This is a genomic window from Streptomyces sp. NPDC092370 (genome assembly GCF_044755265.1).
In the GTDB taxonomy this organism is placed as follows: domain Bacteria; phylum Actinomycetota; class Actinomycetes; order Streptomycetales; family Streptomycetaceae; genus Streptomyces.
Genome location: NZ_JBIVQO010000014.1, coordinates 20,424 through 39,078, shown reverse-complemented (window position 1 = coordinate 39,078; position 18,655 = coordinate 20,424). Strand labels below are relative to the sequence as shown.

The following is an 18,655-nucleotide window of genomic DNA, read 5'->3' as shown; positions in this document are numbered from 1 at the left end:
TTGTGTTTTTCCGGCAAAAGCGGTTTGCTTTCCGACGTACTGCAGTACTGCATATAACAGGGGACGGCGATACGGCGGACGCCGGCTCACCCCCGGCCCTGAAGATATCGATGAAAGGAAATCCGGTGGCACAGAAGGTTCAGGTCCTTCTTGTCGACGACCTCGACGGTGGCGAGGCGGACGAGACCGTGACGTTCGCGCTGGACGGCAAGACGTACGAGATCGATCTCACCACCGCCAATGCGGACAAGCTCCGTGGCCTTCTCGAGCCTTACGTGAAGGGCGGTCGTCGTACCGGAGGCCGTGCTTCGGGCGGGCGTGGAAAGGTGCGCGCCGCTGCGAGCGGCAGCCAGGACACCGCGGCGATCCGCGCCTGGGCGAAGGAGAACGGCTACGAGGTCAACGACCGCGGCCGCGTTCCCGCGACCATCCGCGAGGCTTACGAGAAGGCCAACGGCTGAAAAGCGGCACTACCGACCCTGCGCACGCAGGGCCGGCGGCTGGGCGTACGCATGCCGCAGCCGGACCCGGTGGCACTGGGTCGCCACCGTGTTCACCAGCCGCACGAGATCGGGGGCGTCCCCGGCGCACCCCGGCGCCGACAGCGTCGGCAGCGAGGCCTCGACCTCGCATCCCGGCTCGGGGGGCCGCAGCCAGACGGCGGCCCCCTGGGAGCCGCCCCGTCCCGGGGGACCGGGCGGCGGCAGCGCGTCCCTGAGGGGTGTGTCCGCGCCGGGGGGCGAGGGGGTCCGCGTCCCGCAGGGCGCGACGGCGTTCGGCCCGCAGGGTGCCGGCGCCGCCCTCTGCTCGTCGGGCACCGGAGGCGACGGCGCCCCGATGAGGCCGCCCGCACCGATCGGCACCAGGTCCAGCGGCAGGGATCCCCAGTCGAGCCACTCCAGCAGCCCGGGAATCTCCTCCGCGCTGCCCGCGGCCACCAGGAGCAGCATCCGGTCGCCGTGAACGGCGACGGGGAAGCCCGCCGTCGAGCGCCGCAGTGCCGCGTGCCCCGCCTCCGCCGGCACGTCCAGGACGTCGTACCGCACCCCCACCACCAGCCGCGGCGGTTCGCCGGGCACCGTCGGCCACCCCAGTTCGTTCTCGTACCACCGCCGGACCTGACCGCTCGCGCCGGCCGGGTCGAGCGGCCGGCGGGGAAGCGGGACGACGGGGGCGGAGGATGTGATCACGGGCGGAGGAGCGCCGAACATGCCAAGCGCAACAGCCGGATGGACGTGCGGGTTACGCTGGGTGGCGTCACGCGCGCACAGGGTGTCGAAAAGGGGGCGTGCCGCGGGTGCGGGGAGACGCAAGGTTGTTCGCCCGTAGCGGAGGGAACGGGGGCACTCGGCATGGTCTTCCGGTCCGTGCGGGTAAGACATCCCTAGTGGGAGGGGGCGACACGCAGGAAAGGACGTCTCACGTTCGCCATCGGCGTACTGGCGAGTGGGGTATCTGTCTGGCCTGCGGGAACATCGTCTCGCACCATCGGGTTGGAGCAGATGTCGGCGTTCGGGGTCAGGAGGCAGTGTTGGTTCTCGGTCCGGTGTCGGCAGTTGGAATGAGCGGTCCCCGCTTGCGGGACTAAGCTGCGGAAGGACAGGGAGGGGAAGTTCCCCCCACTGCCTGACCGCTCTGAGGAGCGATTAACGATGTTCGAGAGGTTCACCGACCGCGCGCGGCGGGTTGTCGTCCTGGCTCAGGAAGAAGCCCGGATGCTCAACCACAACTACATCGGCACTGAGCACATCCTCCTGGGCCTGATCCACGAGGGTGAAGGTGTCGCCGCCAAGGCCCTTGAGAGCCTCGGGATTTCGCTCGAGGCGGTCCGCCAGCAGGTGGAGGAGATCATCGGCCAGGGCCAGCAGGCCCCGTCCGGCCACATCCCCTTCACCCCCCGTGCCAAGAAGGTCCTGGAGCTGTCGCTCCGCGAGGCCCTTCAGCTGGGCCACAACTACATCGGCACGGAGCACATCCTGCTCGGCCTGATCCGCGAGGGCGAGGGCGTCGCCGCCCAGGTCCTCGTCAAGCTGGGCGCCGATCTGAACCGCGTGCGGCAGCAGGTCATCCAGCTGCTCTCCGGTTACCAGGGCAAGGAGACCGCCACCGCCGGCGGTCCTGCCGAGGGCACGCCCTCCACGTCCCTGGTCCTCGACCAGTTCGGCCGGAACCTCACCCAGGCCGCTCGTGAGTCCAAGCTCGACCCGGTCATCGGGCGCGAGAAGGAGATCGAGCGGGTCATGCAGGTGCTGTCCCGCCGTACCAAGAACAACCCGGTGCTGATCGGTGAGCCCGGCGTCGGCAAGACCGCCGTCGTCGAGGGCCTCGCCCAGGCCATCGTCAAGGGCGAGGTGCCCGAGACCCTCAAGGACAAGCACCTCTACACACTGGACCTCGGCGCGCTGGTCGCCGGCTCCCGCTACCGCGGTGACTTCGAGGAGCGCCTGAAGAAGGTCCTCAAGGAGATCCGCACCCGCGGCGACATCATCCTGTTCATCGACGAGCTCCACACGCTGGTCGGTGCGGGTGCCGCCGAGGGCGCCATCGACGCGGCTTCCATCCTGAAGCCGATGCTGGCCCGCGGTGAGCTCCAGACCATCGGCGCGACCACGCTCGACGAGTACCGCAAGCACCTGGAGAAGGACGCGGCCCTCGAGCGCCGCTTCCAGCCCATCCAGGTCGCGGAGCCGTCCCTGCCGCACACGATCGAGATCCTCAAGGGTCTCCGTGACCGGTACGAGGCCCACCACCGCGTCTCCATCACCGACGAGGCGCTGGTCCAGGCCGCCACCCTGGCCGACCGGTACATCTCGGACCGCTTCCTGCCGGACAAGGCGATCGACCTGATCGACGAGGCCGGCTCCAGGATGCGCATCCGCCGGATGACCGCGCCGCCGGACCTGCGTGAGTTCGACGAGAAGATCGCCGGCGTCCGCCGCGACAAGGAGTCCGCGATCGACTCGCAGGACTTCGAGAAGGCCGCCTCCCTGCGCGACAAGGAGAAGCAGCTCCTGGCCGCCAAGGCCAAGCGGGAGAAGGAGTGGAAGGCCGGCGACATGGACGTCGTCGCCGAGGTCGACGGCGAGTTGATCGCCGAGGTCCTCGCGACCGCCACCGGCATCCCGGTCTTCAAGCTGACCGAGGAGGAGTCCTCCCGCCTGCTGCGTATGGAGGAGGAGCTCCACAAGCGCGTCATCGGCCAGAACGACGCCGTCAAGGCGCTGTCGAAGGCGATTCGCCGTACGCGTGCCGGTCTGAAGGACCCGAAGCGTCCCGGTGGCTCGTTCATCTTCGCCGGCCCGTCCGGTGTCGGTAAGACCGAGCTGTCCAAGGCGCTCGCCGAGTTCCTCTTCGGCGACGAGGACGCGCTGATCTCCCTCGACATGTCGGAGTTCAGCGAGAAGCACACGGTCTCGCGTCTCTTCGGTTCGCCCCCCGGCTACGTGGGCTACGAAGAGGGCGGCCAGCTGACCGAGAAGGTCCGCCGCAAGCCGTTCTCCGTCGTGCTCTTCGACGAGGTCGAGAAGGCCCACCCGGACATCTTCAACTCGCTGCTGCAGATCCTGGAGGACGGCCGCCTGACCGACTCCCAGGGCCGGGTCGTGGACTTCAAGAACACGGTCATCATCATGACGACCAACCTCGGCACCCGGGACATCTCCAAGGGCTTCAACCTGGGCTTCGCGGCCCAGGGCGACACCAAGTCCAACTACGAGCGCATGAAGAACAAGGTCTCGGACGAGCTCAAGCAGCACTTCCGGCCCGAGTTCCTCAACCGCGTCGACGACGTGGTCGTCTTCCCGCAGCTCAGCCAGGACGACATCCTCAAGATCGTCGACCTGATGATCGACAAGGTCGACGAGCGCCTGAAGGACCGGGACATGGGCATCGAGCTCTCCCCGTCCGCCAAGGAGCTGCTGTCCAAGAAGGGTTACGACCCGGTGCTGGGTGCGCGTCCGCTGCGTCGCACCATCCAGCGCGAGATCGAGGACTCGCTGTCGGAGAAGATCCTCTTCGGCGAGCTGCGCCCCGGTCACATCGTGGTCGTGGACACGGAGGGCGAGGGCGAGACCAAGACCTTCACCTTCCGAGGCGAGGAGAAGGCGGCTCTTCCGGACGTCCCGCCGATCGAGCAGGCGGCGGGTGGCTCGGGTCCGAACCTGAGCAAGGACGCGTGACCCTGCGGGGACGCTCCTGACACCACGTGGGGCCACTGCCTTCGGGCGGTGGCCCCACGTCGTGCTTCGCCCGGCCCGTCCGTCGGCCGCCCCTGTGCTCCGGCTCTCGCCTCAGCCCGGGTCCAGGGTGAGGTCCGCGTCCGGGAAGAGCGGCTGGAAGCCGGACACCGGGAAGAAGTGTCCGGGCCGGTTCCCCAGGATCACCGAGTGCAACCCGGGCAGCCGGGACGCCAGCGCGGCGAGATGCTCGGTGCCGTCCATCGAGGGGATCCGCAGCACCTCGACCCCCGGCAGCTCGGGCATGCAGCCGATGGAGGCCGGCAGGTCCCGGATGATCGAAGCGTTCAGATACAGGCAGGTGAGTCGGGGAAGGGCGGCGACCTCCCGCCAGTCGGCCGCCGTCAGTTCCGTGGTCAGCGGTCCGAGTCTGAGCGTGTGCAGTGTCCTCCAGTGGCCCAGCCCCCGCAGCCCGGTCGTGTCGGTGCTGTGCCGGCCCAGGGAGAGAAAGCCCAGTGGGGCCTCGGCCGGCAGGGTGTCGGTGAGGGTGGCACCTGGCAGTTCCTGGGCCATGGCGAGCAGTGTCAGTGACGGCAGGGACCGCAGTCCCGTCAGGTCGGCGACGCGGTTGAGGACGAGTTCGGTGAGCGGCAGCGGCCGCAGCCGCTCCAGGCCCGTTGCGTCCGGACACTCGAGAACCGTCAGCCGGTTCAGCGCGGTGAAGCGCCGCAGGGCGCCCAGTTCCGTCAGGCGCCGGTTCCGGATGATGCCGAGCGTGGTCACGGTCCCGGGCTCCGGTACGGCGGCCACGACGTCCTCGGCGCTGTGCGGGCCCTCGAAGGCCAGATCGGGCCAGGGACGCATCCGGGCGAGGGCCGTCAGCTGGGCGGGCGACTCGCAGGTGAGGAAGAGGTCCGAGCGGTCGAGGTGGTCCAGTACCTCGACGGCGTACTGCTCGGCGCCGAACCGGTGCCAGGTGCCCGCCAGCTGCCGCCGGACGTCGTGGTCCGGGTGGTCCCGGAAGCGGCGCAGCACGGCGAGGGCTCCGTCGGGTTCCTCCGATGCCAGGACCGAGGCGGTGATCGTGACTCCCCGTGCCTCCTGGTCCGTCAGGCTCTCCGGTCCCGGCAGCAGCTCCAGCACCAGCGGACCGGCCTCCGCCAGCTCCCTCGCGGCCGCGGTCGTGCGTGGCGGGATCAGCGCGGCGGCCCGCTCCTCCACCCCTGTGCGCACCGCGGGGTCCAGCGCGGTCGCGTGCTCCAGGCAGGCCAGCGCCAGCAGCGTGAGCCGGGGCGTGTTCCTGGCCAGCAGTTCCCCCAGCAGAAAGACCCGTTCGGTGGGCCGGGCGTGGGCCACGGCCATGCGGATGACGTCCTCCCACTGGGTGTCGTCGGCATGCCTGGTGAGGACGTCGAGGTGGCCCTCTTCGACGGCGTACCGGGCGCCCAGGTAGTCCTGGAAGGTGCGGTGAACGAAGTCCACGACGTTCTCGGCCGGACGGCGCAGCACGCCACTGCGCAGCAGCAGGATCCGCAGGATGTGTGACGCGTCCCCCTTCCCTGTCCCCGGCGCCAGCGTGGGCAGCGCGCTCTCCACGATCCTCTCGGCGCGCTTCAGGGTCATTTCGGTCCGGCCGCTCAGCACCAGGGCGTAGGCCAGGCGCTGGAGAAGTTCGAGCTGGGCGGCTTCGCCCAGCTCCGGTCCCTCGGCCGTGTTCATGCCGCGCTCCCGGTCGCGACGGGCAAGCAGCATGGTGAGGGCGGCGTCGTACAGCTCCTTGCGCCCGGCGGGCAGGTAGCCGCGGCGCTCGCGGTGAAGGGCGCAGATCAGGCCGCACATCAGCGGATTGGTGGCGAGACGGGCCAGGTCCCGCTTGGTGCGCAGAGAGTCCAGCAGCCGCTGCTCGTACTCCGGGGCGCGCGCCGCCCGGTGCCAGCGGTGGACGAAGGTGGCGACCTCCCCCCGGCCCATCGGTGCCAGCGACAGCTCCCGGAACCCCTCCTGGGACAGCCACTCGGCGCGTACGGCGGTGGGCCGGGTGGTCAGCAGCCAGCGGTTGCCGGGGAAGGCGTGGATGAGGGCCCGCAGCCAGTCACGGGTGCCGTGGCGGTCGCCTGCCGGGATCTCGTCCAGACCGTCGACGAGGACCAGCGCCCGGCCCGCGGTCAGCACGCGTTCCGTCCAGCCGTCCGGCGGGGACAGCGGGCAGCCGACGGCGCTCAGGAAAGCGGCCGGTGCGGGCAGCGGGCCGGTGCGGATCAGGGTGCGCAGCGGGAGGACGTAGGGGATGTGCGTGCCCTCGCGTGCCGCGGTCACCGCCAGCCACTGCACCAGTGTCGTCTTCCCGGAGCCCGCGTCGCCGCGCAGCAGCACCCTGGAGTCCTTGTCCAGCGTCTCGTCGGCGGGCATCCGCCCGGTGCGGGCCGGCGGATCCTCGCCGGGCGCGGCCGCCCGCTCGGGTTCCCGCTCGGCGGTCGCCTCCAGCGTCAGATAGGCGACCTCCAGCGGCCAGCGGTCCGGGGAGTCCCGCAGGTCGATGCCGTAGATGGTGATGTGGTTGTGGCGCTCGGCGACGAACGGCAGGTAGCGGCGTTCGAAGGCGCGGTCGCGGGCGTCCGGGCGGGGCGTGCGGGTGATCAGTTCGTCGACCTTGGCGATCAGTTCCGCCTGGGCCCGGGTCTGCTCGACGAGGGAACGGGCGACGAAGGTGGAGCGGCGGGTGAAGAACTCCAGGATGTTCAGGCACGCCCACTCGGTCGCGTGGTCGAGGAAATGGCAGGAGTCCGCACACAGGCCGTCGGGCGCCGGGGCCGCGTGGTGCAGTTTCCTGGCCAGCTCACGGTGACCCAGGCGGACCGCCTGGACGTCGTCCATGTCGAGGTCGCCGAGGGAGAGCAGTCTGCGGGCCAACGTGTCGGTGACGGCGATCTGCTCGCCGGGCGGGAAGGGCGGCTCGCCGGGGGAGTCCACCGCCCGCGTCACGACCTGCGCGGCGAGTTTCCGGACATCCCGTTCGTCCAGGGTGCGTTGCTCGCCCCGGAAGGACACGAGAGCGGACAGGCGTACGGGCCTCTCGACCAGGCCCGCTCCCGGTCCGTCCGGGTGGAAGAGTTTCTTCAGCAGCGGGGCGACCAGTGAGGACGCCAGCTTGCCGCCGAGTACCGTCGGATCCAACCGCCTCACCCCCGTGATCGCGCGAACGGGGGTGAGACTACCCGCAGTTGACCAGGCCGGTCAGGAAAGCTGCCCGCCGTAGTCCGGCAGCTTGTACGTCTTCTCGGCGTGGCCGCCGGACAGGTCGGTGTCGCTGTTGCCGATGTTCGCGATGATCGTGTAGCCCTTGCGTTCGATGTCGACGCGCTGGGCTGTCTTGTAGTCGGCGACGTTCTTGAACAGGTCGATGAAGTTGCGGACGTAGAGCCCCGAGACCTGGTAGCCGGTCTGCTTCAGGTTGTGCTGGGTGAACGAGGCGATGATGTCCGGGCGGGCGGTCACGAAGAACAGGGCGACCCCGCGCTCCTGCGCGTATCTGGCGGCCTCCAGGACCGGTTTGTTGGCGGGCTGGGGGTAGCTGAAGCCGAAGTCGGTCTCCAGCGCCGTGTTGTCGATGTCGAAGACGATCGCCTGCTTCTCGCCGGGCTTCGTGGCCGCGATCCGCTGCTTCAGATAGGGCAGCGCCTGGTCCATCACGGCCCGGCAGTCCTTCTGCCAGGTGCCGTAGTCGACGTCGGCGGCCGCGGCCGTGGCGGCGGCCGTGGAAGCGCGGGTGGCGGTCGTGGCGTCGGCCGGTGCGGCCATTGCCACGAGGGCTGCCGCCGAGGCGGCGGTCACTGATGCACGGCGCAACCAGGGGCGTCGGATCTGCATGTCGTGGGGGTCCTCTCACGTCCGTGACGCTGCCAACATGTCGTGTGCATGCTCGTGCTCGAGGGTGGCGCGAGGGGAACCGTAGGGTTACCGGACGGTAGGTGCCTAGAGGCGTGCGCCACATTTCCGTACGGGCCGGAGAGGGCGCCCGGTGACATGCCGCACAGGCGATATGTCCGGTACTAGCCGGAATAGTGGATAACGAGCCGGGACAAAAGGGATTCTTGCCTCAGAGTGAGGGCAGAAATGCGGCTGGTGCCCTGATTCATGCCGAATGACTGCTGTGTCAAGAGACGTAGAACACTGAACCACATTACTAATTAGCGTCGTAGATCACGCTTTTGGGCGTTTGTCGGACTTCGGGTTACCAAGGGATGGCCATGCGGCGGGCGTCAGTGCGCCGGGTGGTTTTCTCCGTCCCCTTCCACACGAGGTTTCGATGTCCCAGCGCGTCACGTCCCGTTCTTCCCGTACGTCCCAGCTCCGCACCCGTGCGACCGTGCTGGCCGCCGGCCTTGGTGTCTCGGTCGCACTGGGAGCCGGGGTCGCGTCCGCCGCCGACACCACGGCCGCGTCCGGTGCCGCCACCGCCGTCCAGGCGCAGGCCGCCGCCCAGGCCAAGGCCGCCAAGGCCGAGGCCGTGAAGGCCGAGAAGGCCGCTGCCGCGAAGAAGGCGGTCGCGAAGAAGGCGGCCGCGAAGAAGGCCGCCGCCAAGAAGGCCAAGCCCTCCTGGGTCGACCCGGTGAAGAAGTACACGCTGTCCGCGAGCTTCGCCCAGAACGGCGGCATGTGGCAGTCCACCCACAGCGGTCAGGACTTCGCCGTGCCGAGCGGCACCCAGGTCGTCGCCACCCACGGCGGCACCGTGGTCAAGGCCGGTGGCAACGGCGCCGGCGACGGCCCCGCCTACGGCAACGCCGTCGTGATCAAGCACGGCAACGGCACGTACTCCCAGTACGCCCACCTGTCGAAGGTCACCGTGCGGATCGGCCAGATCGTCAAGACCGGTCAGGAGATCGCCAAGTCCGGCAACACCGGCAACTCCAGCGGTCCCCACCTGCACTTCGAGATCCGTACGACCCCGAACTACGGCTCGGCGGTCGACCCGGTGAAGTTCCTGCGCGCCAAGGGCGTGAAGGTCTGACCGGCCCCGGGTCGCCCAGGCCCTAGGAGCCCCCGGCTCCCCGGTGGGCCTGGGTCACCAGATCCGTGGCGACCTCGAGGACGGCTTTGTTCTTCTCCTCGGGGTCGCCTTCCATGTCCTGCATCAGGAACATCCCGGCGTGCAGTGTGAAGAGCGCGCTGACGCAGCGGACCTGGTCGGCCATGTCCGCGTCCGGGTCGATGATGATGTCGCGCAGGCTGCGGATGCGCTCCTTGAAGGAGTCGCCGATGCGCAGTTCCCGTACCGTCGCCTGGTTCTCGTGCATGAAGCGGAACAGCGGGGCCGCCTGGGCGAGCGTGTCGGCGTAGCGGCGGACGATCTCCTGCTTGGTCGCGAGGGTGTGCGGCTGCTGCCGGCCCCACTCGATCAAGTCCTCGATCGGCTGCGTGAGGTCCTCGAAGATGCTGACGAGGATCTCTTCCTTCGTCTTGAAGTGGTAGTAGAGCGCCGCCTTGGTGACGTCCAGGTGCTCGGCGATCTCGCGCAGGGACGTCTTCTCGTAGCCCTGCTCCGCGAAGAGTTCGAGGGCTACGTCCTGGATGCGCCGACGGGTGTCCCCGCGGCGCCGCTGCTTGGTGCCGTCCATGGTGCCGCCCATCCTCCTACGCCGCCCGCTTTCCCTAAAACTTACTTGACGCCCGGCTAGTTCCACGGCTAGCTTCCGAGTGTAGTCACTAGCCGGTCGGCAAGTAAGTGGCAGTGGTGAGTAGCGGTGGCTGGGGGAGTGGGAGCGATGGCGGACACGACGGACGCACCGGCGGCCGATGCCGGGATGAAACAGCCGAAGAGCGTGCGGGTGGTCCTGCTCGCGCTGATGATCGCGATGATGCTCGCGATGCTCGACAACATGATCATCGGTACGGCGATGCCGACGATCGTCGGTGAGCTGGGCGGGCTCGAACACCTCTCCTGGGTCGTCACCGCCTACACCCTCGCCACCGCGGCCTCCACCCCGCTGTGGGGCAAGCTCGGCGACATGTACGGCCGCAAGGGCACGTTCCTGTCGTCCATCGTCCTGTTCCTGGTCGGCTCCGCGCTCAGCGGCATGGCCCAGGACATGGGCCAGCTGATCGGCTTCCGCGCCGTGCAGGGCCTCGGCGCGGGCGGTCTGATGGTCGGCGTCATGGCGATCATCGGTGACCTGATCCCGCCCCGGGAGCGCGGCAAGTACCAGGGCATGATGGCCGGCGTCATGGCGCTGGCGATGATCGGCGGTCCGCTGGTCGGCGGCACCATCACCGACAACTGGGGCTGGCGCTGGGCCTTCTACATCAACCTCCCCCTCGGCGCGGTCGCGCTGGTCGCCGTCAGTGCCGTGCTGCACCTGCCGAAGAAGCGTTCCAAGGCGCGGATCGACTATCTGGGCGCCGGGCTGCTGACCGTCGGCATCACCGCGATCGTGCTCGTCACGACGTGGGGCGGGACGGAGTACGCCTGGAGCTCCGTGCGGATCATGGAACTGATCGGCATCGGGGTCGCCGCGCTCGTCGGGTTCGTGTTCTGGCAGACCAAGGCGGCCGAGCCGGTGGTACCGCTGCACATCTTCCGCAGCCTGAACTTCACGTTGATGTCGATCATCGGCTTCATCACCGGCTTCGTGATGTTCGGCGCCACGCTCTTCCTGCCGCTGTACCAGCAGTCCGTGCAGGGAGCCTCCGCGACGAACTCCGGGCTGCTGCTCCTGCCGATGCTCGGTGCGATGCTCGTGACCTCGATGATCGCCGGGCGGGTGACCACGAACACCGGCAGGTACAAGGTCTTCCCGATCGCCGGCAGCGCGCTGATGATCGTCGGCCTCTACCTGCTGTCCACCATGGGCACCGGGACCTCCCGGCTGACCTCCGGTGTCTTCATGGCCGTGGTCGGGCTCGGCATGGGCTGCCTGATGCAGATCACCATGCTGGTCGCGCAGAACAGCGTGGAGATGAAGGACATGGGCGTGGCGTCCTCGTCGACCACCCTGTTCCGTACGCTCGGCTCCTCCTTCGGCGTCGCGATCATGGGCGCCCTGTTCAACCACCGCGTCCAGGACGTCATGACCGAGCGGGCCGGTGCGCTGGGGTCCAAGGTGACCGAGCAGTCGGCGCAGCTCGACGCGAAGAGCCTGGAGAAGCTCCCGGTGCTGGTCCGGGAGGCGTACCAGCACGCGGTGTCCGCAGGTACGCACTCGGCGTTCCTGCTCGGGGCCGTGGTGGCGGTGGTCGCACTCGCGGCGGCCGTGTTCGTCAAGGAGGTGCCGCTCAAGGGAGCGGGACCGAAGGAGGACGGCACGCCGGACGCCCCGGCGGTGCAGTCGCCCATGGCCGAGGCCGTCTGACCGGCACCGCACGAGGCCCCCGGAAGCCGCCGTGTCCGCCCGAGGGCCTTCGTCCTGCCCGGCCGCGAGCCCGGGGGCGTTGTCAGACACCCGTGCCACCATCGGTCGTATGGACAAGACGCGCCAGGTCCGGCTCGCCAAGGACGCCATGGACCGAGACTGGGCAGACCCCGGGCTCGACCTGGGCACCGTGGCCGCGCACGCCGGGTACTCGCGCTATCACTTCATCCGCGCCTTCAAGGAGGCGTACGGCGAGACCCCCGGCCAGTACCTGACGCACCGCCGCATGGAGCGGGCCGAGGACCTGCTGCGCACGGCGAACCTGTCGGTGACGGAGATCTGCCACCTGGTCGGCTACAGCGGCGTCGGCACGTTCTCGGCGCGCTTCAAGGCCTGGACCGGTCTGACGCCCAGCGAATACCGGACCAAGCACGTGGGCCGGGGAGCCGCCCTCATACCCGGCTGCTACGCCATGCTCTGGGCCGGCGGCTTCCGCCCCGCGCCCGGCGCCGGCAGGCGGCGCAATTCCGGAGAAGCGTGCTGACACCCCCGCTGCATACCGTGGCAGGGCAGGCACAACCGGCCGCGAAGCCAGAGCAGGAGCACGCCATGATCAAAGGTCTCGCCATCTCGACCGTCTGGGTCCTCGACCAGGACCGGGCCAAGGAGTTCTACACGGAGAAACTGGGCCTGGAGGTCCGTACGGACATGACCATGGGCGAGGGCGGCATGCGCTGGCTCACGGTCGGCTCGCCGAACCAGCCCGAGGTCGAGCTGACGCTGATGGTGCCCGGCGGGCCCGCGATGGACCCCGAGTCCGCCGAGATGCTCCGCAAGCTGGTGACGAAGGGCGCGCTCGGCGCGGGCGTGCTGACCACCGACGACATCCACGGCGACTACAAGAAGCTCAAGGACCGGGGCGTGGAGTTCCTCCAGGAGCCGCAGGAGCGCCCCTACGGTACGGAGGCGCTGTTCCGGGACGACTCCGGCAACTGGTTCTCCTTCACCCAGCCCCGCGAGGGCGGCCTCGACATGGACCAGGACTGGACCTGCTGAACGAGCGGGCGGTCTACGACCCCGGCAGCATCGGGTAGCTCCCGGTGTTCGTCGGCGCGTGCTCCGGCAGCCACAGCACGGCGACCGCGCCCTCGGCCGGAAGATGTTCCGGTGTCCCCGGGGTGCGGACGTTGCGGAAGGTCAGCCGGGCGCCCAGCACCCGGGCCTGCCCGGCCGCGATGGTCAGGCCGAGTCCGTGGCCGTGCCCGGCGCGGTCCTTGCTGCCGGTGCGGAAGCGGCTCGGCCCTTCGGCGAGCAGGTCCTCGGGAAAGCCAGGGCCGTGGTCGCGCACGCGGATGACCCGGCCCTCGACGCTGACCTCGATGGGCGGCTTGCCGTGCCGGGCCGCGTTGGCCAGCAGATTGAACAGCACGCGCTCCAGGCGGCGCGGGTCGGTGGTGACCTCCGACTCGTGCACGATCCGCACCTCGATGGCCGGATCCTTGGCCGCCACCCGCCGGGCGACGAACTCCCCGAGCATGATGTCCTGCAGCTCCGCCCGCTCGGAGGCCCCGTCGAGGCGGGCCACCTCCAGCACGTCCTCGACCAGCGTGCGCATGGCCTTCGCCCGGTCCAGCACCAGCTCGGTCGGGCGTCCGGGCGGCAGCAGCTCGGCGGCGGTCAGCAGCCCGGTCACCGGGGTGCGCAGCTCGTGCGCGATGTCGGCGGTGACCCGCCGCTCGGCCTCGATGCGCTGCCGTAGCGCGTCCGCCATGGCGTCCACCGCGCTCGCCAGATCGTCCGTCTCGTCCCGGACGACTCCGCCCATGGCGTCCCGCACACGCACGTCCGTCTCGCCGCCCGCCACCTGGTTGGCCGCGACGGCCGCCTTGCGCAGCCGCCGTGAGAGATGCCCGCCGATGAGCACCCCGAGGGCGCTCCCGCCGAGGACGACGGCGATGGACCCGATCAGCAGGGCCTGGTCAAGGTCCTGGAGGATGTCCGAGCTGCGGTCGGTGAAGCCCGAGTGCAGGGACATCACCTGCCCGTTCTTCAGCGGCACGGCGGCCCATATGTCGGGCACGTCGCCCGGCCGGTCGGCCACGTAGGTCGCCCGCCGGCCGGCCTCGACCCGGTCCCGCAGCGCCTGCGGAAGGTTCGGGTCGTTGATCTTGGTGTTGGGGAAGTTCATCCGCCCCGACAGCTCGAAGTTGCGCTGGGCGATCATGATCCGCTCGTCGGCGAGGTCGCGCGCGTTGTCCAGCATCGAGACCCGGGCGGCGTTGTGCACGACCAGGCTCAGTGCGATCGCCACCAGCGCCCCGACCAGTGCGATGGCCGCGCTCAGCTTCCATCTGAGACCGGTGCGGATGCCCGCACGCTCCAAGACCGCGGCGACCAGGCGCCGGAACTGCCCCCTCATACCCCTGCTCAGGCCTTCAACTTGTAGCCGAAGCCGCGGACCGTCTCGATCCGGTCCTGGCCGATCTTCTGCCGCAACCGCTGCACGTGCACGTCGACCACCCGGGTGTCCCCGCCCCAGCCGTAGTCCCAGACGCGTTCCAGCAGCTTGTCGCGGGAGAGCACCGTGCCCGGCGCGGAGGAGAACTCCAGCAGCAGCCGCATCTCGGTCGGGGTCAGCGCCACCGGATGACCGGCGCGGCGCACCTCCATGCCCTCGGTGTCGACCTCCAGGTCCCCGAAGGCCAGCATCCCGCCGCTCGCCGGGGCGGTCGCCTCCTCACCCCGGCCACCGCCCGCGTGCCCGAAGCGGCGCAGCACCGCGCGGATCCGGGCGACCAGCACGGCCCCGTCGAACGGCTTGGTCACGTAGTCGTCCGCGCCCGCCTCCAGGCCCAGCACGACGTCGATGGAGTCGGCCCGCGCCGACAGCATGATCACCGGCACGGTCGACGCGTCCCGGATGCGGCGGCACAGGCTGACCCCGTCGAGGCCGGGCACCATGACGTCCAGCAGCGCGATGTCGGGGCGGTCCGCGCGGAAGGCCTCCAGGCCCGACAGCCCGTCGGGCATGGCGGTGACCACGAAGCCGTCCCGTTCCAGGGCGAGCTGCGTGGCCTCGCGGATGACGTCGTCGTCCTCGACGAACAAGACGTGGGTCTGATCTGCCATCCCGGTGCTCTCAGTCCTTCGTGGTCCGTGGGGGTGCGTTCTCTCTGCTGGGACGCACGGTCCGTGCGATGCGTTCACCGAGTGATCGGTCCGAGCGGCCCGATCGGTTCACGCGGCCTTCCGCCCACGTCAGCTCGTGGGCGCCGGCGTCGGGCTGTCGCCGACGACCTTCCCGTAATCGTTGTGTGTGCGGAACTTCTCCGTGAAGCGGCCGGCGGTCCATCTGTACGTGATCACGTTCTCCCCGGAGGGGCTCGACACCGGGTCGCCCTTCTCGTACACCTGCTTGGTCACCACCAGGTCGCCGCGGTCGATCTCCGCGTAGACGGGAGGCTCCTCGGCCTTGAACACATTCTCGTACGAGCCGTCCTGCTCGCGATACACGTAACTGCCCACACCCACCGCGTCACCGCAGGTCAGCACATTGACGACGACGTCGTCCGCGGAGCCGCCGGTCAGGTTGCCGTAGGAGACGTCGACCGGGTACTCGTCGGCGACGCACGGCTTCAGCTCGCGCTTCACCCCGGGCGCGACCTTCGGGTCGTCCTTGACGAGTTTGATCGCGTTCACGGTGTCGGGCGTCTTCGACGGAGCCGCGGACTCGCTGGCGGCGGCACCCGCCACCGAGTCCGCGTGCGCCGGGCCCTCGTCTCGGGCACCGGTCCCACCGGCACCGCACCCGGACACCAAAAGGGCGAGGGCGGCGGGCACGGCCAATGCCGCGCCCACCGCCTGGATACCGCCCCGGGTCCGCGCGGAACCCTCGCCGGTCAGGCCGCGCACCGCTCCCGCTCCTCACGCTCCAGCGCGCGTGCGTCCAGATCGCGGGACTCCAGCTCCTCGCGGAGCCGGGCGAGCGCCCGGTGCAGCGTGCTCTTGACCGTTCCGGCCGACATGCCGAGGGCGGCGGCCGTCTCCTCCGTGGACATCTGCTCCCAGTGTCGCAGCACCACGACACTGCGCTGCTTCGGGGCGAGCACCTTCAGGATGTCCATCAGCAGGGCGCGGTCCGCGTGCTGCTCGGTGGCGTCGTCGACCGAGGCGTCCGGGAGCTGCTCGGTCGGGACCTCCTCCAGCTTCCGCGCCCGCCACCACTCCGTACGGGTGTTGATCATGACCCGGCGCAGGTAGGCGTCGGCCAGCCGCTTGTCCTCGATGGTCTCCCAGCGGCCGTACGTCCGTACCAGCGCCGTCTGCAGCAGGTCCTGTGCATCCGTCGGGTCCGGGACCAGGCGGCGGGCACTGCGCAGCAGCGCGTCCTGCCGGGTGCGGACGTACTCCTCGAACTCGAGCACCTCGCCCTGCGCCATGGTGAACCGCCTCCCGTTTCCCCGTGCGGGCCGGCTCCCCGCCGGCCCGTGTACTGCCTGTGTCTTCCGTCGCCCCGTGTCTTCCGGGAACGCAACTGAAGGTACGGAGGGGTTGTCACGGAGCTGTCCGAAGCAGCCTGCGGCCAGCGCTCGGCTGTCCGTCGGTTGTGTAACGGAAGTCGGAACGGGGTAAAGGGGTGGGGGTGTTGAGGGCGGTTCGGGGTGTTTTGTCCACCCTGAGTTCTGTGACGGTCGGCGATCCGCGGCTGTGATCTGTCTGTGCGTCAGGTCAGCGGCAGCCGGTACGAACCGCCCTCCAGCGGCTCCACCAGACCGTCGGCGACGAGACCGTCCAGCGCACGGGCCCGCTGCACCGGCTCGTGCCACACCCGGTCCAGGGCCGCCTGCGGAACGGCCCCGTGCGCCTCCCGCAGCACGGCGAGCAGCCGCCCGCGCACCTGCCGGTCGGTGCCCGCGTAGGTCTGCCCGCGGCGCGGCGGACCGTCGTGCTCCGGCTTGCCCGCCAGCCGCCACGCGCACTGCGCGGCGATCGGGCAGCGGTGGCACGACTCGCTCTTCGCCGTGCACACCAGCGCGCCCAGCTCCATGGAGGCGGCGGCCCAGCGGGCGGCGGTCGGCTCGTCCTCGGGCAGCAGCGCGCGGGCCAGCTTGCGCTCGGCGGCGGTGGTGGCGTTCGGCGGGTACTGCACGCCGGTGACCGCGCGGGCCAGGACCCGGCGCACGTTGGTGTCCAGCACCGGGTGCCGCTGCCCGTACGCGAAGGAGGCGACGGCGGCGGCCGTGTACTCGCCGATGCCGGGAAGCGCCAGCAACTGCGCGTGGTCGGCCGGTACGTCACCGCCGTGCCGTTCCGTTATGGCGACGGCGGCGCCGTGCAGCCGCAGCGCGCGGCGCGGGTAACCGAGCCGGCCCCAGGCGCGGACGGCCTCGCCGGGCGCCTCCTTGGCCAGGTCGGCGGGGCGCGGCCAGCGCGCCAGCCACTGCTCGTAGACGGGCAGGACGCGGCTCACCGGCGTCTGCTGCAGCATGAACTCGCTGACCATCACTCCCCACGCCCCGGCCTCGGGGCGCCGCCACGGCAGGTCACGGGCGTTGTCGCCGAACCAGTCGATGACGGGGGAGTGCAGGTTCTCTCCGAGGGGCGGGCCGGAGGGGGTGGAGGCGGCGGCGGGGGCGGCGGGGCGCGGGAGCTTCGTGGGAGCAGTCATGGCCCTTCGATGGTGCCACGCAGAGGTGCCGAATCGGGCACTCCGCCACCCCACCGAGGCGGTGACCCGACGATCGGGAGGCTCCTGTTCGAGCGGCTGACCGTGGAGGGACGCTGCTTCGGCCTCCTTGGTCCTCCCCGACTGGCCCTCCCGCCGGAGTCCGTTCAGCCGGGCTCCGCCATGAACTGCCGGGCGAGACCCATCACTTCAGCGTGCCGCGATGCCGGGCGGACGATCCGGCGAAGGTGCCGGCCGGGGGCGCGCGGGCGTCTCGGGCCGGCGGTGCGCCGTGCGGCCCGGCTCGTCGGCGCACGGGCGTCTCGTGCGAGGGAGACTGGCGCCGCACGAGCGCCGGAGAGCAGTTCGACCGTTGTCCACGTCGCGTGCGATGTCTTCGAAGGTCATCGTCACGGACGGTAGGCGACGGGGCTGAATCGTCGCACTCTGTGATCATCTCCTCCCGTACCTGACGAAAGGCAAGGGTGGGGACGCGATTTCCGGAATGATGATCCGGAAAAGTTGTGGCTCCGAGCGGCGGGTGGGACAGGCGAACGCGCCGATCTCTCGTAAGGTTTGCGCCGTGGGATCTCTGCGCAATCCGGTCGGGCCGCTTCCCTCCTCCATCTACTGGCGTCGGAGGGTCGTACTGGTGTCTGTGGTCGCCCTGTTGGCGCTGCTGACCGCCTGGATCGTGACCATGGGCGGCGGGGGCGGCAAGGATGGCGACAACGGCGCCGACGGCAAGAATCCCGCGCCTTCCATCACGCCCGGCCCGTCGAGTTCGGGACCGGCCATCAGCCAAGCCCCCGGCGGACGCGAGGAGTCGAGCGGCGGCGGGTCCGGCGGCTCCTCGTCCGGGTCCGGCGGCGGTTCGGGTGACGGCTCGGGCAACGGGGCGGGAGACGGTTCCGGCTCCGGCGACGGTTCCGGCTCGGCCGGGTCCGAGGGATCCGGCGGCTCCGGCGGCTCGGGAAGCGGCACCACCGCGGGCGGCGTCGCCGAGGGCGACACACTGCCGGCCGGTTCCACCCTGCCCAACTGCACCGCGAGCGCGGTCAAGTTCAGCCTGCGCAGCCGGCACAACACCTACGACCCCGAGCAGACGCCCACCTTCATGCTGACCGCGCGGAACATCTCCGGCAGCGACTGCAAGATCGATCTCGGGCCGAAGAACGCGGTGTTCACGATCGCTCCGGCCAGCAGCGACGACGACTACTGGTCCTCCAAGGACTGCCCCAAGGCCGCCGCGCACCAGCTGTACCGGGTCGCCGCCGGCAGCGGCATCACCTACACCGTGAAGTGGGACCGCAAGCCGAGCGCCCCCGAGTGCGCCACGCCTGCGGCGGGTTCGGCCAAGGCGGGCACGTACCTGGTGGAGGCGAAGGCCCCGGGCTTCGCGAAGGTGCAGACGTCGTTCGTGCTCTCCGCCGACTAGACGCGGAGAAGCCGGAGGGCGGTACCTC

The 18,655-nt window shown here is 70.2% G+C and carries 16 protein-coding genes; 7 read left to right on the top strand and 9 right to left on the bottom strand.

The window, feature by feature from the left end; translation table 11 throughout:
- The first annotated feature begins 125 nt into the window (after positions 1-125).
- On the top strand, positions 126-461 hold the full coding sequence (locus ACIQHQ_RS32050; RefSeq protein ID WP_402618686.1) for an Lsr2 family protein: 336 nt from the start codon (positions 126-128) through the stop codon (positions 459-461).
- 9 nt (positions 462-470) lie between these two features.
- Here the strand turns inward: ACIQHQ_RS32050 and ACIQHQ_RS32045 are convergent, their stop codons facing one another.
- Positions 471-1,211 carry an SCO3374 family protein gene (locus ACIQHQ_RS32045; protein ID WP_402618683.1) on the bottom strand — a complete coding sequence of 247 codons (741 nt, stop codon included), beginning with the start codon at positions 1,209-1,211 and terminating at the stop codon, positions 471-473.
- Positions 1,212-1,652: 441 nt separating this feature from the next.
- On the opposite strand from ACIQHQ_RS32045, the gene ACIQHQ_RS32040 reads away from it, so the two are divergent.
- A complete protein-coding gene (locus ACIQHQ_RS32040; protein WP_402618680.1) occupies positions 1,653-4,178 on the top strand; it encodes an ATP-dependent Clp protease ATP-binding subunit in 2,526 nt (841 codons plus the stop codon).
- Between the two features lie 111 nt (positions 4,179-4,289).
- On the opposite strand, the gene ACIQHQ_RS32035 is transcribed toward ACIQHQ_RS32040, so the two are convergent.
- Together ACIQHQ_RS32035 and ACIQHQ_RS32030 are read right to left on the bottom strand one after the other, a co-directional pair.
- Positions 4,290-7,349, bottom strand: a complete 3,060-nt coding sequence (locus ACIQHQ_RS32035) for an NACHT domain-containing protein (RefSeq protein WP_402618678.1) — start codon at positions 7,347-7,349, stop codon at positions 4,290-4,292.
- A gap of 60 nt (positions 7,350-7,409) precedes the next feature.
- The gene (locus ACIQHQ_RS32030; RefSeq protein ID WP_402618675.1) at positions 7,410-8,042 is read right to left on the bottom strand and encodes an HAD family acid phosphatase; all 633 of its coding nucleotides are present in this window, start codon (positions 8,040-8,042) and stop codon (positions 7,410-7,412) included.
- A 439-nt stretch (positions 8,043-8,481) separates the two neighbouring features.
- On the opposite strand from ACIQHQ_RS32030, the gene ACIQHQ_RS32025 reads away from it, so the two are divergent.
- Positions 8,482-9,186 carry a M23 family metallopeptidase gene (locus ACIQHQ_RS32025; protein WP_402618672.1) on the top strand — a complete coding sequence of 235 codons (705 nt, stop codon included), beginning with the start codon at positions 8,482-8,484 and terminating at the stop codon, positions 9,184-9,186.
- A 22-nt stretch (positions 9,187-9,208) separates the two neighbouring features.
- Here ACIQHQ_RS32025 and ACIQHQ_RS32020 read toward each other — a convergent pair whose 3' ends face one another.
- On the bottom strand, positions 9,209-9,805 hold the full coding sequence (locus ACIQHQ_RS32020) for a TetR/AcrR family transcriptional regulator (RefSeq protein WP_402618669.1): 597 nt from the start codon (positions 9,803-9,805) through the stop codon (positions 9,209-9,211).
- Between the two features lie 135 nt (positions 9,806-9,940).
- Between ACIQHQ_RS32020 and ACIQHQ_RS32015 the strand changes: the two genes are divergently transcribed.
- From ACIQHQ_RS32015 to ACIQHQ_RS32005, 3 genes are all read left to right on the top strand, one after another.
- Positions 9,941-11,524: an MDR family MFS transporter gene (locus ACIQHQ_RS32015; protein WP_402618666.1), complete on the top strand. Its 1,584-nt coding sequence runs from the start codon at positions 9,941-9,943 to the stop codon at positions 11,522-11,524.
- Positions 11,525-11,633: 109 nt separating this feature from the next.
- Entirely contained in the window at positions 11,634-12,068 is a 435-nt protein-coding gene (locus ACIQHQ_RS32010) for a helix-turn-helix transcriptional regulator (protein WP_402618664.1), read from the top strand.
- Positions 12,069-12,133: 65 nt separating this feature from the next.
- Positions 12,134-12,580, top strand: a complete 447-nt coding sequence (locus tag ACIQHQ_RS32005; RefSeq protein ID WP_033310356.1) for a VOC family protein — start codon at positions 12,134-12,136, stop codon at positions 12,578-12,580.
- Between the two features lie 13 nt (positions 12,581-12,593).
- Here the strand turns inward: ACIQHQ_RS32005 and cseC are convergent, their stop codons facing one another.
- The 5 genes from cseC to ACIQHQ_RS31980 all read right to left on the bottom strand — a co-directional run bounded on the left by cseC (position 12,594) and on the right by ACIQHQ_RS31980 (position 17,192).
- Positions 12,594-13,943, bottom strand: a complete 1,350-nt coding sequence (gene cseC / locus ACIQHQ_RS32000; protein WP_402618660.1) for a two-component system sensor histidine kinase CseC — start codon at positions 13,941-13,943, stop codon at positions 12,594-12,596.
- A gap of 8 nt (positions 13,944-13,951) precedes the next feature.
- A complete protein-coding gene (gene cseB / locus ACIQHQ_RS31995; RefSeq protein ID WP_402618658.1) occupies positions 13,952-14,653 on the bottom strand; it encodes a two-component system response regulator CseB in 702 nt (233 codons plus the stop codon).
- 129 nt (positions 14,654-14,782) lie between these two features.
- On the bottom strand, positions 14,783-15,436 hold the full coding sequence (locus ACIQHQ_RS31990) for a hypothetical protein (RefSeq protein WP_402618655.1): 654 nt from the start codon (positions 15,434-15,436) through the stop codon (positions 14,783-14,785).
- Positions 15,424-15,963, bottom strand: coding sequence for a SigE family RNA polymerase sigma factor (locus ACIQHQ_RS31985; RefSeq protein ID WP_030251439.1), 540 nt, complete (start codon positions 15,961-15,963; stop codon positions 15,424-15,426). The genes ACIQHQ_RS31990 and ACIQHQ_RS31985 overlap by 13 nt, the downstream gene beginning before the upstream one ends.
- A gap of 284 nt (positions 15,964-16,247) precedes the next feature.
- Complete coding sequence (locus ACIQHQ_RS31980; protein WP_402618653.1) at positions 16,248-17,192, bottom strand: A/G-specific adenine glycosylase; 945 nt, start codon at positions 17,190-17,192, stop codon at positions 16,248-16,250.
- A 580-nt stretch (positions 17,193-17,772) separates the two neighbouring features.
- Here ACIQHQ_RS31980 and ACIQHQ_RS31975 point away from each other — a divergent pair.
- A complete protein-coding gene (locus tag ACIQHQ_RS31975) occupies positions 17,773-18,627 on the top strand; it encodes a hypothetical protein (RefSeq protein WP_402618650.1) in 855 nt (284 codons plus the stop codon).
- Positions 18,628-18,655: the final 28 nt, after the last annotated feature.

Excerpts from the sequence above, each read along its gene's own strand:
- ACIQHQ_RS32045 (WP_402618683.1), bottom strand. The coding sequence starts at position 1,211 with ATGTTCGGCGCTCCTCCGCCCGTGATCACATCCTCCGCCCCCGTCGTC.
- ACIQHQ_RS32040 (WP_402618680.1), top strand. The coding sequence starts at position 1,653 with ATGTTCGAGAGGTTCACCGACCGCGCGCGGCGGGTTGTCGTCCTGGCT.
- ACIQHQ_RS32030 (WP_402618675.1), bottom strand. The coding sequence starts at position 8,042 with ATGCAGATCCGACGCCCCTGGTTGCGCCGTGCATCAGTGACCGCCGCC.
- ACIQHQ_RS32025 (WP_402618672.1), top strand. The coding sequence starts at position 8,482 with ATGTCCCAGCGCGTCACGTCCCGTTCTTCCCGTACGTCCCAGCTCCGC.
- ACIQHQ_RS32020 (WP_402618669.1), bottom strand. The coding sequence starts at position 9,805 with ATGGGCGGCACCATGGACGGCACCAAGCAGCGGCGCCGCGGGGACACC.
- ACIQHQ_RS32015 (WP_402618666.1), top strand. The coding sequence starts at position 9,941 with ATGGCGGACACGACGGACGCACCGGCGGCCGATGCCGGGATGAAACAG.
- ACIQHQ_RS32010 (WP_402618664.1), top strand. The coding sequence starts at position 11,634 with ATGGACAAGACGCGCCAGGTCCGGCTCGCCAAGGACGCCATGGACCGA.
- ACIQHQ_RS32005 (WP_033310356.1), top strand. The coding sequence starts at position 12,134 with ATGATCAAAGGTCTCGCCATCTCGACCGTCTGGGTCCTCGACCAGGAC.
- cseC (WP_402618660.1), bottom strand. The coding sequence starts at position 13,943 with ATGAGGGGGCAGTTCCGGCGCCTGGTCGCCGCGGTCTTGGAGCGTGCG.
- cseB (WP_402618658.1), bottom strand. The coding sequence starts at position 14,653 with ATGGCAGATCAGACCCACGTCTTGTTCGTCGAGGACGACGACGTCATC.
- ACIQHQ_RS31985 (WP_030251439.1), bottom strand. The coding sequence starts at position 15,963 with ATGGCGCAGGGCGAGGTGCTCGAGTTCGAGGAGTACGTCCGCACCCGG.
- ACIQHQ_RS31980 (WP_402618653.1), bottom strand. The coding sequence starts at position 17,192 with ATGACTGCTCCCACGAAGCTCCCGCGCCCCGCCGCCCCCGCCGCCGCC.